This is a genomic window from Paracoccaceae bacterium Fryx2, assembly GCA_032334235.1.
Taxonomy (GTDB): Bacteria; Pseudomonadota; Alphaproteobacteria; order Rhodobacterales; family Rhodobacteraceae; genus JAVSGI01.
In genome coordinates this window covers 958,098-973,311 of record JAVSGI010000005.1, presented here as the reverse complement: position 1 = coordinate 973,311, position 15,214 = coordinate 958,098, and the positions used below count along the sequence as shown (strand labels likewise).

Here is a 15,214-nt window from a genome sequence, read left to right as displayed (position 1 = left end):
CATCCTCGCCCGGCATGGTTATGAAAACCTATACCGCCGCCCTCGGCATCCCGCAATGCGGGCTTGCCGCCCGGCGCGTGCGTGCTTCCTCTGGCGGAATGGCGAAAATGTCGTATAGTCTGGCGGTGTGAAACGATCAGGGCGGGGCGATGCGGCGGTTCATCGGTGTGATCTGTGTTCTGGCTGCGGCCGCATCGGCGGGCGGTGCCGCGGCAGAGGGGCTGACCCTCTCGGGCTCCAGCAAGTCGCGGGCCGCGCTGTTCAAGTCGCAGGCCAAGCTGCTCGACGGTCGGCTGGCCAAGCAGTACCAGACCTCGGTCCGCCTGCAACCCAAGGTCAAGGCCGGGGCAGAGGCGGCGGTGCCGCGCTTCAAGGGCAGCTACAAGGGCGAATACCTCGACGTGGCAAAGGCCGCGGCCCGCAAGCACGGCATTCCCGAAGACCTGTTCCTGCGCCTCGTGCAGCAGGAATCGGGCTGGAACCCCTCGGCCAGGTCGGTCAAGGGCGCGACCGGGCTGGCGCAGCTGATGCCGGGCACCGCGACCCTGATGCGGGTCGATATCGACGATCCGCACCAGAACCTCGACGGCGGGGCCAAGTATCTCAAGCTGATGTATGACAAGTTCGGCAGCTGGCGTCTGGCGCTGGCCGCATACAACGCCGGGCCGATGGCGGTGGAAAAGCACGACGGCATTCCGCCCTATCAGGAAACGAAGAACTACGTTTCGGTGATTCTGGGCAGTTGACCCGCGGCGGGGGCGTTGCCGCCCCCGGTGGTCCTACTCCATCTCACCCAAGGCCGAAATCCGGGTCTTGCCGCCGAGATAGGGGTGCAGCACGGCCGGCAGATCGACCGAGCCGTCCTCCTGCTGGCCGTTTTCCAGCACCGCGATCAGGCAGCGCCCGACCGCGAGGCCCGAGCCGTTCAGGGTATGCACGAACTCCGGCTTGCCACCCGGCGCGCGGAAGCGGGCATTCATCCTCCGGGCCTGGAAATCGCCGCAGACCGAGACCGAACTGATCTCGCGGTAGGTGTTCTGGCCCGGCAGCCAGACCTCCAGATCATGGGTTTTCGTCGAGCCGAACCCCATGTCTCCGGTGCAGAGCAACAGGGTGCGATAGGGCAGGCCCAGCTTTTCCAGGATCGCCTGCGCGCAGCGGGTCATGCGGTCGTGTTCGGCGGCGCTGCTTTCGGGAATGGTGATCGAGACCATCTCGACCTTCTCGAACTGGTGCTGGCGCAGCATCCCGCTGGTATCCTTGCCCGCCGAGCCCGCCTCCGAGCGGAAGCACTGGCTGAGCGCGGTCAGGCGGAACGGGAGTGTGGACTCGTCCAGCAGGTCGCCCGCGACCGTATTGGTCAGCGTGACTTCCGAAGTCGGAATCAGCCACCAGCCGTTGGTGGTCTGATAGCTGTCCTCGGCGAATTTCGGCAGGTTTCCGGTGCCATACATCGCCTCGTCCTTGACCAGCACCGGGGTCCAGGTTTCGGTCAGCCCGTGTTCGGTGATGTGGGTATCCAGCATGAACTGCGCCAGCGCGCGGTGGACGCGGATCACCGCGCCGCGCAGCACGACGAAGCGCGCGCCGGAAAGCTTGGCGGCGGTGGCGAAATCCATGCCGGGTTTCACGCCTGCGATGTCGAAATGCTCGCGCGGTTTGAAGGGGAAGGCGCGCGGCGTGCCCCAGCGGCCGATCTCGACATTGCCCGTCTCGTCGGCGCCGTCGGGGACTTCGGGCAGCGGGCTGTTCGGAATCGTGAGCAGCAGGTCGCGCAGCCGCGCGTCCTCGGCCCCCGCCTCTTCGGTCAGGCGGGCGATCTCGGCCTTGGTGGCGACCACGAGATCGCGCAGCCGGTCGAATTCGGCAGCATCGCCCGCAGCTTTCGCCGCCCCCGCCCCGCGTGAGGCAGCATTCTGCGCCGCCTGGGCGGTTTCGGCGGCGAGGATCTTCGCGCGGCGCGAGTTGTCGAGGGCGAGGATGTCCGCCGCGAGCCCCGGCAGGCCGCGCCGAGACAGGGTGGCGTCGAAGGCGGCGGGGTTTTCGCGGATGGCGCGGATGTCGTGCATGGCTGTTCCCTCGGATGCTGGACGGGGCAGATATGCCCGATTGCGCGGCCGGGGTGAAGGGGGCAGCTGCGGCCGGGCGCGGGCGGTGTTTCACGCGTGAAAATCATGCCAGTCGACAGTAATCATTAGGAAAAGCATTTTTTGTCAAGGATCTGGCAAGGTTTTGGTGCCGCGGCAGCAGGGGGGCTGTCTGCCCCCCTCGCCCGTGCCGGGCTCACCCCCCGAGGATATTTGGGCAAAGGTGAACGTGCAGTGAGAGGGCTGTGCCGGGTGGTTGCAGGGCCGTGGCGGGAGCGCGGCGAGTGGTCGGCCGGGCGCGGGGCAGGGATTGCCGGGGTGGTTGGCTGTCCAGACGGCGGTCGGAGGTTGGACGTGGATCGGGAGGGGAGGCGCGGCGGATGGGAGGCGGCGGGGCAGGGATGGGGGGGAAACCGGGGAAGGTGGGTGGCGGGGCGGAGGTCGGAGGATCGGTGTGGATCGGGAGGGGTATCGCGGCGGAACGGGATGGTGGGGCGGGGATGGGGGTGAAGCGGGGTGGGGCGGCCGGCGGGAGCGAGGGGCCTGACCGGAAGGGGCGGCGCGGCGGAACGGGGGGGCGGTGCGGTGTCGGGCGGGAAAAGCGGGCAAGGACGCCCGGCGGGCAGCGCGGGCGACGGTTGCCCCTTGGTTCGGACGGCGGATGCGCCTATATCGCGGCGGTGGCAGGCTGCCTTGCCTTCGCTGCACCCCGCCTATAGGGTGCACCTCCGGAATTCCGGGGTTTTTTTGCCCCCTCTTGCACAAAGGACGACCCATGTTCGCAACCCCCGCCTTCGCGCAGGCTGCCGCCGGTGGTGGCGCTGCAAGCGCCTTCACGAGCTTCGTGCCGCTGATCCTGATTTTCGCGATCATGTACTTCCTGCTGATCCGCCCGCAGCAGAAGAAGCTGAAGGAACACAAGGCCATGGTCGAGGCGCTGCGCCGCGGCGACCAGGTGCTGACCCAGGGCGGCATCCTGGGCAAGGTGACGCTGGTGGGCGAGGACGGCATCGTGCATGTCGAGATCGCCGACGGTGTGAAGGTGCGCGTGATGCGCCACACCATCGCGCAGGTCATGTCGAAGACCGAACCCGCAGCCTGACCGCCTGACCGCCCCGCCGCCCGATCGCGACCGAACGCCGCGCCTGTTCCCGCCGCGCCTGCCGCCCGTATCCGGAAGTTCCGTCATGACCAACACTCCGCTGTGGAAGCGCCTGCTGATCCTTGGGGTCTGCGCCTTCGGCATTCTTTATGCGATGCCGAACGGGTTCTACGGGCGGGTGGAGGGGCACAACGACGCCGTCGCCGCGATCGAGAGTGCGGGCGGGGTCGCCACGCCGGAACAGGCGGCGGCGGCGGCGCGCTGGCCCGACTTCCTGCCGTCGGGGCTGGTCAACCTTGGCCTCGACCTGCGCGGCGGCGCGCATCTGCTGGCCGAGGTCCAGGTGGCCGACGTCTATGCCAGCCGGATCGACGCGATGTGGCCCGAGGTGCGCGACGCGCTGCGCGACGTGCGCGACACGGTGGGCAACGTGCGCCGCCAGCCTTCGGTGCCGGGCGTGCTGCGGGTGGCGATCTCGAACCCGGCGGGAATGGATGCGGCGCTGACGGCGGTGCGGGCGCTGGCGCAGCCGGTGGTCTCGCTGACCGGAATCGGGTCTAACGACATCGAGGTGACGGCCGAGGGCAGCGACATCGTGGTGCAGCTTTCGGAATCGGAACGGGCCGCGACCGACAGCCGGACCATCCAGCAGAGCCTGGAGATCATCCGGCGCCGGGTCGACGAGGTCGGCACCCGCGAGCCGACCATCCAGCGCCAGGGCAATGACCGTATCCTGATCCAGGTGCCGGGCATCGGGTCGGCGGCGGAGCTGAAGGCGCTGATCGGCACCACGGCGAAGCTGACCTTCCATCCGGTGGTCGGGCGCACGTCGGATGCCGGGGCCACGGCGGGGGCGCGCAACCTGCTGCTGCCGTCGATGGACGAGCCGGGCACCTATTACATCGTCGAGGCGACGCCGGTGGTGACCGGCGAGGAGCTGGTCGATGCCCAGCCCGCCTTCGACCAGAACAACCGCCCGGCGGTGAGCTTCCGCTTCAACCCGACGGGCGCGCGGACCTTCGGCGACTATACCGCCAACAACATCGGGTCGCCCTTCGCCATCGTGCTGGACGACGAGGTGATTTCGGCCCCGGTGATCCAGAGCCACATTCCGGGCGGGTCGGGGATCATCACCGGCTCGTTCTCGGTCGAGGAATCGACCAAGCTTGCGGTGCTGCTGCGCGCGGGCGCGCTGCCTGCCGAAATGACCTTTCTGGAAGAACGCACCGTCGGGCCGGAACTGGGGCAGGACAGCATCGACGCGGGCCGCATCGCGGCGCTGATCGCCATTGCCATGGTGGCGGTGTTCATGGTCGTCTCCTACGGGATGTTCGGGCTTTTTGCCAACCTGGCGCTGGCGATCAACATGGCGCTGATCTTCGGGGCGCTGTCGATCGTCGGCGGCACGCTGACGCTGCCCGGCATCGGCGGCATCGTGCTGACCATCGGCATGGCGGTCGATGCCAACGTGCTGGTGTTCGAGCGCATCCGCGAGGAATTGCGCAACCAGAAGAACCCGGCGCGGGCGATCCAGATCGGCTACGAGCGGGCGCTTTCGTCGATCATCGACGCCAACATCACCACGCTGATCGCGGCGATCGTGCTGTTCACGGTCGGGGTCGGACCGGTGCGGGGTTTCGCGATCACGCTGGGGATCGGCATCGTCACCTCGGTCTTCACCGCCGTTTACGTGACGCGGGCGATCATCGAGATGTGGTTCGCCATCCGGCGGCCCGCAACGGTTGTGGTGTAGGGGAGAACGGCGATGGCCTGGCGACTGAGACTTGCACCGGAACACACGACGTTCGATTTCTTCAAATATCAGAAGCTGACCTTCGGCGGCTCTATCGTGATGACGGTCGCGGCGCTGCTGGTCTGGGCGGTGATGGGGCTGAACTACGGCATCGACTTCAAGGGCGGCACCACGATCCGCACCGAAAGCACCCAGCCGGTCGACATCGGGGCCTACCGCGCGGCGCTGGGCACGCTGGATCTGGGCGACGTGTCGATCATCGAGGTGACGGACCCGACGTTCCGCGACGACCAGCATGTGGCGATGATCCGCATCGCGCCGCAGGAGGGATCGGAGGCGGTGACGCCGGAGGTGATCCTGGCCCTGGAGGGGGCGCTGAACGCGCTAGACCCGGCGATGGTGTTTCCGTCGGTCGAATCGGTCGGGCCCAAGGTGTCGGGCGAGCTGATCCTGAAGGCGATCCTGGCCATGGTCGGGGCGACGGCGGGGATTCTTGTCTACATCTGGCTGCGCTTCGAGTGGCAGTTCGCGCTGGGGGCGGTGCTGGCGCTGATCCATGACATCTTCATCACGATCGGGGTCTTCGCGCTGTTCCAGATCAAGTTCGACCTGACGATCATCGCGGCTCTGCTGACCATCCTCGGCTATTCGATCAACGACACGGTGGTGGTGTTCGACCGGCTGCGGGAAAACCTGATCAAGTACAAGACCACGGCCCTGCGCGAGGTGATGAACATCTCGGTCAACCAGACCCTGGGCCGGACGCTGATGACCTCTTCCACCACGCTGGTCGCGCTGACCGCGATGCTGATCTTCGGCGGCGACGTGATCCGGGGCTTCACCTTCGCCATCGCCTTCGGGGTGATCCTTGGCACCTATTCGTCGGTCTTCGTCGCCAAGAACATCGTGCTGATGATCGGGCTGGACCGCGACAAGCCGAAGAAGGACGCGCCCGGGTCCGAGTTCGCCAACATCGACGCCTGAGCCATGCACCTGACCGAGATCACCTATGACGAGGCCCGCCCGATCGACAGCTATGGCCCCGGGTTTTTCCGCATCGCGGGGCAGGTGCTGCGCGGGCCGGTGCTGGTGACGCCCTGGGGGGCGGGGGCCTGGGGCGGGTTCGAGGACACGGCGGGGCCGATGGCGCTGCAGGGGCGGATCGACGTGCTGTTCGTCGGCATGGGCGGCGAGATCGCCCACGCGCCGCAGGGGTTCCGCGCCACGCTGGAAGCGGCCGGAATAGGGGTCGAGGTGATGAATTCGCCCGCCGCCTGCCGGACCTACAACGTGCTTTTGTCGGAAGGGCGGCGGATCGCTGCGGCGTTGCTGCCGGTCGAAGGGTGAGAGCCAAAAGTTTTCCTGAAAACTTTTGCAAAATTCTTGTGAAGAATTTTGACTCACCCGGCCGTTTCGGCGGGATCGACCTTCGGCCGGTTTCGCTTTTCGCATGTCGTGGCATGAGCTAACCATGCCGCCATGGAACTGAGCGTCACCGATCTTGCCTGTGCCCGTGGCGGGCTGCGCGTGCTGGAAGGCGTGAGCTTCCGGCTGGCCGGCGGGCGTGCGCTGGTGCTGCGCGGCCCGAACGGCATCGGCAAGACCACCCTGCTGCGCACCCTTGCGGGCCTGCAGCCGGCCATGGCAGGCACGGTGTCGGCTCCGCCCGAAAGCATGGCCTATGCCGCCCATGCCGACGGGCTGAAGGCCACGCTGACGGTGACGGAAAATCTGGCCTTCTGGGCGGCGATCTATGGCACGGCGCTGGTGCGCCCGGCGCTGGAGCAGATGAACCTGGCCGGTTTGCGCGACCGCATGGCGGCCAACCTGTCGGCCGGGCAGAAACGGCGGCTGGGACTGGCGCGGCTGCTGGTCACGGGCCGGCCGATCTGGGTGCTGGACGAGCCGACCGTATCGCTGGATGCGGCTTCGGTCGCGCTGTTCGCGGGCGTGGTGCGCGCGCATCTGGCGGGCGGCGGCGCGGCGCTGATTGCCAGCCACATCGACCTCGGGCTGGAGGAGGCGGCGGTGCTGGACCTCGCGCCCTTCCGCGCGGCAAGCCCGGCGCAGGGTGGCCGGGGCACCGCGTTCGACGACCCGTTCGGCGGGAGTTTCTCATGATCGCGCTGCTGATCCGCGACCTGAGGCTGGCGATGCGGGCGGGGGGCGGCTTCGGCCTTGGCCTTGCATTCTTTCTGCTGGTGGCGGTGCTGGTGCCGCTCGGGGTCGGCCCCGAGGGCGACACGCTGGCGCTGATCGCGCCCGGCATCCTGTGGGTCGGCGCGCTGCTGGCGTGCCTTCTGTCGCTCGACCGCATCTTCGCGCTGGATTACGAGGATGGCTCGCTCGACCTGCTGGCCACGGCGCCCTTGCCGCTGGAAGGGGCGGTGGCGGTCAAGGCGCTGGCCCATTGGGCGGTGACCGGCCTGCCGCTGACGCTGGCCGCGCCGGTGCTGGGGGTGCTGCTGAACCTGCCCGCGGCGGGGTATCCGTGGCTGGTGGCCTCGCTGCTGCTGGGAACCCCGGCGCTGTCGGTGATCGGCGCCTTCGGGGCGGCGCTGACGGTGGGGTTGAAGCGCGGCGGGTTGCTGCTGAGCCTGCTGGTGCTGCCGCTCTATGTGCCGACCCTGGTGTTCGGGGCCGAGGTGGTGAAGCGGGGTGCGGCCGGAATGGACACCGGAACGCCGCTTCTGATGCTGGCCGGCATCACGGCGGGGGCGGCGGCGCTGCTGCCTTTCGCCTCGGCGCTGGCTCTCCGCGTCAATCTGCGCTGAGCGGTGCGCCGGTTGACATGATATTGACTTGAGACAGGAACAGAGAGGACGTAAGGCTCCGCCATGTCGATCTGGGAATATGCCAATCCGAAAAGATTCATGCAGACTTCGGCCTGGGTTCTGCCCTGGGTGACGGGGCTTGCGGCGCTGGCGCTGGTGGGCGGGCTGGTCTGGGGCTTCTTCTTCACGCCCGATGACTACAAGCAGGGCTCTACCGTCAAGATCATCTACCTGCACGTTCCCGCCGCGCTGATGGCGATCAATGCCTGGCTGATGATGCTGGTGGCGTCGCTGATCTGGCTGGTGCGCAGGCACCACGTTTCGGCGCTGGCGGCCAAGGCCGCGGCGCCGGTCGGGATCACGTTCACGCTGATCGCGCTGGTGACCGGGGCGATCTGGGGGCAGCCGATGTGGGGCACCTGGTGGGCTTGGGATCCGCGTCTGACCTCGTTCCTGATCCTGTTCCTGTTCTACCTCGGCTACATCGCGCTGTGGGAGGCGATCGACGATCCCGATGCTGCGGCCGACCTGACCAGCGTGCTGTGCATCGTGGGGTCGGTGTTTGCGGTGCTTAGCCGCTATGCGGTGAATTTCTGGAACCAGGGGCTGCACCAGGGCGCGTCGCTGTCGCTGGACAAGGAAGAAAACGTGGCGGACGTGTTCTATTTCCCGCTGCTGGTCTGCATCGCGGGCTTTGTTCTGCTGTTTGTCACGCTGGTGCTGCTGCGCACCCGGACCGAGATCCGCGCCCGCCGACTGGCTGCCCTGCTGGCGCGCGAGAGGGTGGCATGATGCCCGAACTCGGCAAATACGCGGGCGCGGTTCTGATGTCCTATGCGGCGTCGATCGCGCTGATCCTTGCATTGGTGGTGCTCAGCCTGTGGCGGGCGGCGCGGATGCGGCGCGCGTTGCGCGATGTGGAAGAACGGCAGGGGCGGCACGATGGCTAAGGCGCTGATGATCCTGCCGCCGGTGCTGTTCGCCGGGCTGGCCGCGATGTTCTGGCTCGGCATGGCGCGAGATGACCCCGACGGGCTGCCTTCGGCGCTGACCGGCAAGCCCGCGCCGGCCGTGCAGCTGACGCCGCTGGGCGACGGCCAGCCTTTCAGCGACGAGACCCTGCGCGCGCCGGGCATGAAGCTGGTGAACTACTGGGCCAGTTGGTGCGCGCCCTGCCGCGCCGAACACCCGATGCTCGAGAAGCTCGCGGCGGAAGGCGTGACCATTCTGGGTGTGAACTACAAGGACAGACCGGAAAACGCGCTCGGGTTCCTGAGCGAGCTGGGCAACCCCTATGCCGCGATGGGGGCCGATGCCTCGGGGCGGATGGCGCTGGACTGGGGCGTTTACGGCGTGCCGGAAACCTACGTCATCGACGAAGACGGCACGATCGTGCTGCGCTTTGCGGGGCCGATCTCGGCGCGGGCGCTGGAAGATACCATCCGCCCCGCACTGGCAGGACAGAAGCCGGACTGATCCCTTCTTCTTCTTCTTTTCTCAAATATCCCCGCCGGAGGCTCCGGCGGCCCGGCTGGTCGCAGGCGGCGGGCAGGTCGGGTGCAGCGGCGGGGCCGGGCGCCAAAAGTTTTCCCAAAACTTTTGCAAAATTCTTGCAAGAATTTTGGCTCCCGGCCCGGCCGTCGGCCCCGGCATGTCGGCCGGGGCTCCTGGCATTGGCGACAGTCAGGCCTTCGCCAGATCGCGCAGCACGTAGTGCAGCACGCCGCCGTGTTCGACATATTCGATCTCGATCTCGGTATCGATCCGGCATTTCAGGGTGATGGTCTTCACCGTGCCGTCGCCGTAGCTGATCGTGCAGGGCACCACCGACAGCGGTTTCAGGTCGCCGTCCAGCCCGTCGATCGACACCACCTCGTCGCCCTTCAGGCCCAGCGACTTGCGGGTGTCGCCGCCGGTGAACTCGAACGGGATGACGCCCATGCCGACTAGGTTGGAGCGGTGGATGCGCTCGAACGATTCCGCGATCACCGCCTTGACGCCCAGCAGTGCGGTGCCCTTGGCCGCCCAGTCGCGGCTGGAGCCTGCGCCGTATTCGATGCCGCCAAAGATCACCAGCGGCACGCCCGCCGCCTGGTAGGCCATCGACGCGTCGTAGATCGAGGTCTGCGCCCCGTCCGGCCCCAGGGTGTAGCCGCCTTCGACTCCCGCCAGCATCTCGTTCCGGATGCGGATGTTGGCGAAGGTGCCGCGCATCATCACCTCGTGGTTGCCGCGCCGCGAGCCGTAGGAGTTGAACTCCGAGACCGGCACCTGGCGTTCCGAGAGGTAGGCACCCGCCGGGGTGGTGGCCTTGAAGCTGCCTGCGGGGCTGATGTGGTCGGTGGTGATCATGTCGCCCAGCACGGCCAGCACGCGGGCGCCTGCGATGTTCGAGATCACGCCCGGCTCGCGCGACATGCCCTGGAAATAGGGCGGGTTCTGGATGTAGGTCGACGAGGCCGGCCAGTCGTAGGTCTCGGAGTCGGTGGTCTCCACCGCCTGCCACTTGGCGTCGCCCTTGAAGACATCGGCGTATTTCTTGAGGAACGCGGCGCGGGTCACGGTGGCTTCGACCAGTTCGGCGATCTCGGCGTTGGTCGGCCAGATGTCCTTGAGGTAGACCGGGCCGTTGGTGCCGATGCCCAGCGGCGAGGTGGTCAGGTTGATGTTCATGTCGCCCGCCAGCGCATAGGCCACCACCAGCGGCGGCGAGGCGAGGTAGTTGGCGCGCACGTCGGGGCTGATGCGGCCCTCGAAGTTGCGGTTGCCCGACAGCACGGCGGTGGCGATCAGGTCGCCCTCGTTGATTGCCGCCGAAATCTCGGGCTGCAGCGGGCCCGAGTTGCCGATGCAAGTGGTGCAGCCGAAGCCCACGAGGTTGAAGCCGATGGCGTCGAGGTCTTCCTGAAGGTTGGCCGCGTTCAGGTATTCCTCCACCACCTGCGACCCGGGGGCCAGCGAGGTCTTGACCCAGGGCTTGCGCGTCAGGCCGAGCGCGCGTGCCTTGCGTGCCACGAGGCCGGCCGCGATCATCACCGAGGGGTTCGAGGTGTTGGTGCAGGAGGTGATCGAGGCGATCACTACCGACCCGTCGTGCAGCGAATAGTTTTCGCCCGCCACCATGGCCGACGAGAATCCGTCATGGTTGCCCGGCAGATGTTCGGGCGCGGGGTTGCCGCCTTCGTCCACCAGTTCGGCCTTTTCCAGCGCCGGGACGGCGGGCAGCTTGCGCGTGCTGCGGATGTAGTCGCCGAAGGCCTGCGCCGCCCCGGTCAGCGGCAGGAAGTCCTGCGGGCGTTTGGGTCCGGAAATCGCGGGCACGATGGTGCCCATGTCGAGTTCGAGGGTCGAGGTGTAGATCGGGTCATAGGACGCGTCGCGCCACATGCCGTTGGCCTTGGCATAGGCCTCGACCAGCGCCACGCGATCATCGTCGCGCCCGGTGTTGCGCAGGTAGCGCAGGGTTTCGCCATCGACCGGGAAGAAGCCGCAGGTCGCGCCGTATTCGGGGGCCATGTTGGCGATGGTGGCGCGGTCGGCCAGCGGCAGGCGGTCGAGCCCGTCGCCGTAGAATTCGACGAACTTGTTCACCACGCCGTGCTTGCGCAGCATCTGCACCACCTTCAGCACGAGGTCGGTGGCGGTGGTGCCTTCGACCATGGTGCCGGTCAGCCGGAAGCCGACCACTTCGGGGATCAGCATCGACACGGGCTGGCCCAGCATCGCGGCCTCGGCCTCGATGCCGCCGACGCCCCAGCCCAGCACGGCAAGGCCGTTGACCATGGTGGTGTGGCTGTCGGTGCCGACCAGCGTGTCGGGGTAGGCGACCTGTTCGCCATTCTGGTCGGCGTCAAGCCAGACGGTCTGCGCCAGGTATTCCAGGTTCACCTGATGGCAGATGCCGGTGCCGGGCGGCACGACCCGGAAGTTGTCGAACGCCTTCTGGCCCCATTTCAGGAAGGTGTAGCGCTCGATGTTGCGTTCGTATTCGCGGTCTACGTTCATCTGGAAGGCGCGCGGCGTGCCGAATTCGTCGATCATCACCGAATGGTCGATCACCAGATCGACCGGGGCCAGCGGGTTGATCTGCTGGGCGTTGCCGCCAAGCCCGATGATGCCGTCGCGCATCGCGGCCAGGTCGACCACGGCGGGAACCCCGGTGAAATCCTGCATCAGCACGCGTGCCGGGCGGTAGGCGATCTCGCGCGGATTCTTGCCGCCCTGTTCGCCCCAGGTGCCGAAGGCGCGGATGTCATCGACCGTGACGGTCTTGCCGTCCTCGTAGCGCAGCATGTTCTCCAGCACGACCTTCAGGCTGGCGGGCAGGCGGGCGAAGGCGCCCAGACCCGCAGCCTCGGCGGCGGGAATCGAGTAGAAGGCCACGCTGCGGCCGCCTGCGGTCAGGGTCTTGCGGGTGTTGGTGCTGTCGTGTCCGACGGTGACGGTCATGCGGGCCTCCTGGGCTGGCTCGGGTCAGTTCTGGCAATGGCATATCGGGCGGAAGGGCGGGTCAAGCAAAAAGGCTCCCGGCGCGGATTTTGTCCCCGGAAGGGGGGCGGGCAGGCGGGCTGTCCGGCTTGTATACCATAGTATGCCAAAAATCCAGACCAAGTTTCAGGCAGCCCTGCGGCGGTTTGCCCGCAATGGGATCGTGGTGCAAGGGACATCCCTCGCAAAACCTTGATTGGCAGCGGGTGGGTTGCGGCGCTAGAAGCGGTGAACACATTGGGGAGTGGAATCCGGATCATGCGACATATCATCAGCGCCGCATGCGGGCTGTGGCTTGCCCTTTGCGGAACAGCGTTCGCGCAATCCTCGGAACCGGTGGTGGTGGTCGAGCTTTACACCTCGCAGGGTTGTTCGTCCTGCCCGCCGGCTGACGAATATCTGGAAACGCTGATCAAGAACCGCCAGGTGATTCCGCTGTCGCTGCATGTCGATTACTGGGATTACATCGGCTGGCCGGACGCTTTCGCGCAGGCCCGCTTCACCGACCGCCAGAAGGCCTATGCCCGGGCGGCGGGCAGCCGCACCATCTATACCCCGCAGCTGATCGTGGCCGGGCTGGACCGGGTCGAGGGCCACCGCCCGGCCGAGGTGGAACGGCTGATCGCGGCGCATCTGGGCAAGGCGCCGCGCGTGCGGCTGTGGCTGGAGCGCAAGGGCGAACGGCTGATCATCCGCGCCGAGGCGGTGCCGCCGCTGACCCATGCGGCGCGGGTGCAGCTGGTGCGCTATCGCCCGTCGCAGACCGTGACGATCGAGCGGGGCGAGAATGCCGGGCGCACCGTGGATTACCACAACATCGTGACCAGCTGGCAGCCCCTGGCGCAGTGGGCGGGCACTAGCCCGCTGGAGATCGAGACCGAGGCCGCCGGGGCCGAGCCGGTCGTGGTGATCCTGCAGGCCGAAGGTCCGGCCGAGATCCTGGCGGCGGCGCGGCTGGACTGAGGCTTACGCCTTCTGTCGCCTACCCCCGTGCCTTGCAGCGCCTCCGTGCCTTGCAGCGCCTCCGTGCCTTGCAGCGCCTCCGTGCCTTGCAGCGCCTCCGTGCCTTGCAGCGCCTCCGTGCCTTGCAGAGCCGCCCCTACGCCTTCCAGCGCCGGTGAATCCAGAACCACTGGTCCAGATGCTGCTGCACCAGCGCCTCCAGCGAATCGTTCAGGGCCTGGGTCATCGCCTCGGGCGTGCCCTGCGGGATCGGCGCTTCTACCCGCACGTCGAAATCGAGGCCGTTTTCGGCGCGCACCGCGTAGGTCGGCACCAGCAGGGCATCGTATTTCAGCGCCATTTCCGCCGCCGCGACCGAGGTCATCGCGTCATGGCCGAAGAACTGCAGCCGCGCGCCGCCGCGCATGTGCAGGTCGATCAGCAGGCCCAACATGCCGCCGCCGCGCAGGAAGCGCAGCATCTGGCCGAGGCCCCGCTTGCCGCGCGGAAACACCGGCGCGCCGATCCGGGTGATGGCGCGGACGTAGTGCTCGTTGAAATGGCGGTTGTTCATCGGGCGGTAGAGCGCGCCGACCCGGAAGCCGCGGGCGATCAGCGCGGCGCGGCTCGCGTCGTAATTGCCGAAATGGCCGGTGATCAGGATCACCGGGCGGCCTTCGGCATGGGCGCGGTCCAGCGCCGCCAGCCCAGGGCCGTGCGGCGGGGTGCGGGTGGCGCGGGCGACGAATTCGGGCCCGGAATAGATCTCGATCACCGTGCGCCCGGCGTTGTCGGGCACGGCGCGCATCAGGCGACGGACCTCTGACGCGGGCAGGTCGGGCAGGATCAGCGCGAGGTTGTCGCGCACCCGGGCGCGGTAGCCCGCCAGCGGCGCGATGATCCAGGCCATCACCCAGCCGCAGAGCGGCACCCGCCAGGCATAGGGCAGCAGCAGCAGCCCGCCGATCAGCCCCCTCATGGCGAGGTTCCACGTCCAGGCGCGCAGCCTGTCTGTCGGGCCGTCCCGCATCGGTTCCTGCCTCACGCCGTGTTGCGGGATGCCCGCGTCTCGCGGTGCCAGACATAAAGTCCGGCCGCCACGATCACAAGTGCGCCGACAATGGTCCAGAGGTCGGGGTATTCGTCGAAAAGCACGATGCCCCAGAAGGTGGCGAAGATCAGCCCGACATAACCGAAGGGCGCCACCGCCGACGCCTCGGCCAGTGTGAAGGCGCGGATCAGGCAGAACTGCGCCGCCGCCCCCAGCAGGCCAAGGGCCAGAAAGGCCGGCAGATGCCGCGCGGCGACTGGTTCCCAGATCGCGGGCATGGCGAGCGAGGTCACCACAGTGCCCAGAAGTGCGGCATAGACCAGCGAGGTCCAGGCGCTTTCATCCCGCCCGACATGGCGGGTGGCGATGGCGTATCCGGCGTAGCACACCGCACAGCCCAGCGGCAGCAGCGCGGCCGGGGTGAAGACGCCGAGGCCCGGCCGGATCACGATCAGCGCCCCGACCAGCGCCGCCACCACCCCGAAGATCCGCCGCGGCCCGAGTTTCTCGCCCAGAAACAGCGCGGCCCCCAGCGTGATCAGCACCGGGTTGATGTCGACCAGCGCGGTGGCCTCGGCCAGGCCGATGAAGCCGAGGCTGAAGAAGAACAGCGCCGTCGCGCCGAACTGGCAGGCGGACCGGAACGCCTGCAGGCCGGGATAGCGGGTGCGCAGCAGGGCGGGCAGGCGGCGGCCCAGCACCAGCGCCACGATCACCGTCTGGCCGGTGTAGCGCGCCCAGACGACTTGCAGGGTCGGATAGTCGGCCACCAGACCCTTGGCCAGCGCGTCCATCGCGGTGAACAGGGCGACGGCGGCCAGCATCAGCAGGATGCCCCGGCTGGCCGGGCTTCGGGTCTGCGTCCGGGACATGCCGGGAACCTCCGTGGAAAGGCGCCCGGACCGACGGGGCCGTGCGGACCGTATGCCGCGCGCGGCTCTGTCGCAGTTCTGCGCCAGGACGGGGGGAGGTTCAAGGCCGGGTTTCAGGTGCCGGGCCGCGGATGGCCGGTCGGGC

At 67.8% G+C, this 15,214-nt stretch carries 15 protein-coding genes; 11 read left to right on the top strand and 4 right to left on the bottom strand.

What is annotated here, in order from left to right; all coding sequences use genetic code 11:
• Nucleotides 1–149: 149 nt before the first annotated feature.
• Nucleotides 150–746, top strand: a complete 597-nt coding sequence (locus RNZ50_13875; protein ID MDT8856083.1) for a lytic transglycosylase domain-containing protein — start codon at nucleotides 150–152, stop codon at nucleotides 744–746.
• Between the two features lie 33 nt (nucleotides 747–779).
• On the opposite strand, the gene serS is transcribed toward RNZ50_13875, so the two are convergent.
• Complete coding sequence (serS, locus tag RNZ50_13870; GenBank protein ID MDT8856082.1) at nucleotides 780–2,069, bottom strand: serine--tRNA ligase; 1,290 nt, start codon at nucleotides 2,067–2,069, stop codon at nucleotides 780–782.
• A 793-nt stretch (nucleotides 2,070–2,862) separates the two neighbouring features.
• Here serS and yajC point away from each other — a divergent pair.
• The 9 genes from yajC (at nucleotide 2,863) to RNZ50_13825 (ending at nucleotide 9,192) form a co-directional block, all read left to right on the top strand.
• Nucleotides 2,863–3,189, top strand: a complete 327-nt coding sequence (yajC, locus tag RNZ50_13865) for a preprotein translocase subunit YajC (protein MDT8856081.1) — start codon at nucleotides 2,863–2,865, stop codon at nucleotides 3,187–3,189.
• Nucleotides 3,190–3,274: 85 nt separating this feature from the next.
• Nucleotides 3,275–4,942: a protein translocase subunit SecD gene (secD, locus tag RNZ50_13860; protein MDT8856080.1), complete on the top strand. Its 1,668-nt coding sequence runs from the start codon at nucleotides 3,275–3,277 to the stop codon at nucleotides 4,940–4,942.
• Between the two features lie 12 nt (nucleotides 4,943–4,954).
• Nucleotides 4,955–5,926, top strand: coding sequence for a protein translocase subunit SecF (secF, locus tag RNZ50_13855; protein ID MDT8856079.1), 972 nt, complete (start codon nucleotides 4,955–4,957; stop codon nucleotides 5,924–5,926).
• Between the two features lie 3 nt (nucleotides 5,927–5,929).
• Nucleotides 5,930–6,289, top strand: a complete 360-nt coding sequence (locus tag RNZ50_13850; GenBank protein MDT8856078.1) for an Mth938-like domain-containing protein — start codon at nucleotides 5,930–5,932, stop codon at nucleotides 6,287–6,289.
• 132 nt (nucleotides 6,290–6,421) lie between these two features.
• Entirely contained in the window at nucleotides 6,422–7,063 is a 642-nt protein-coding gene (gene ccmA / locus RNZ50_13845; GenBank protein MDT8856077.1) for a heme ABC exporter ATP-binding protein CcmA, read from the top strand.
• Entirely contained in the window at nucleotides 7,060–7,716 is a 657-nt protein-coding gene (gene ccmB, locus RNZ50_13840; GenBank protein ID MDT8856076.1) for a heme exporter protein CcmB, read from the top strand. The genes ccmA and ccmB overlap by 4 nt, the downstream gene beginning before the upstream one ends.
• 63 nt (nucleotides 7,717–7,779) lie before the next feature.
• Entirely contained in the window at nucleotides 7,780–8,508 is a 729-nt protein-coding gene (gene ccmC / locus RNZ50_13835) for a heme ABC transporter permease CcmC (GenBank protein MDT8856075.1), read from the top strand.
• Nucleotides 8,505–8,666, top strand: coding sequence for a heme exporter protein CcmD (gene ccmD / locus RNZ50_13830; protein ID MDT8856074.1), 162 nt, complete (start codon nucleotides 8,505–8,507; stop codon nucleotides 8,664–8,666). The genes ccmC and ccmD overlap by 4 nt, the downstream gene beginning before the upstream one ends.
• Nucleotides 8,659–9,192 carry a DsbE family thiol:disulfide interchange protein gene (locus RNZ50_13825; protein MDT8856073.1) on the top strand — a complete coding sequence of 178 codons (534 nt, stop codon included), beginning with the start codon at nucleotides 8,659–8,661 and terminating at the stop codon, nucleotides 9,190–9,192. The genes ccmD and RNZ50_13825 overlap by 8 nt, the downstream gene beginning before the upstream one ends.
• 207 nt (nucleotides 9,193–9,399) lie before the next feature.
• Here the strand turns inward: RNZ50_13825 and acnA are convergent, their stop codons facing one another.
• On the bottom strand, nucleotides 9,400–12,165 hold the full coding sequence (gene acnA / locus RNZ50_13820) for an aconitate hydratase AcnA (protein MDT8856072.1): 2,766 nt from the start codon (nucleotides 12,163–12,165) through the stop codon (nucleotides 9,400–9,402).
• Nucleotides 12,166–12,462: 297 nt separating this feature from the next.
• On the opposite strand from acnA, the gene RNZ50_13815 reads away from it, so the two are divergent.
• A complete protein-coding gene (locus RNZ50_13815) occupies nucleotides 12,463–13,167 on the top strand; it encodes a DUF1223 domain-containing protein (GenBank protein ID MDT8856071.1) in 705 nt (234 codons plus the stop codon).
• 136 nt (nucleotides 13,168–13,303) lie between these two features.
• Here RNZ50_13815 and RNZ50_13810 read toward each other — a convergent pair whose 3' ends face one another.
• Together RNZ50_13810 and RNZ50_13805 are read right to left on the bottom strand one after the other, a co-directional pair.
• A complete protein-coding gene (locus RNZ50_13810) occupies nucleotides 13,304–14,125 on the bottom strand; it encodes a lysophospholipid acyltransferase family protein (GenBank protein MDT8856070.1) in 822 nt (273 codons plus the stop codon).
• A 62-nt stretch (nucleotides 14,126–14,187) separates the two neighbouring features.
• A complete protein-coding gene (locus RNZ50_13805; GenBank protein ID MDT8856069.1) occupies nucleotides 14,188–15,069 on the bottom strand; it encodes a DMT family transporter in 882 nt (293 codons plus the stop codon).
• Nucleotides 15,070–15,214: the final 145 nt, after the last annotated feature.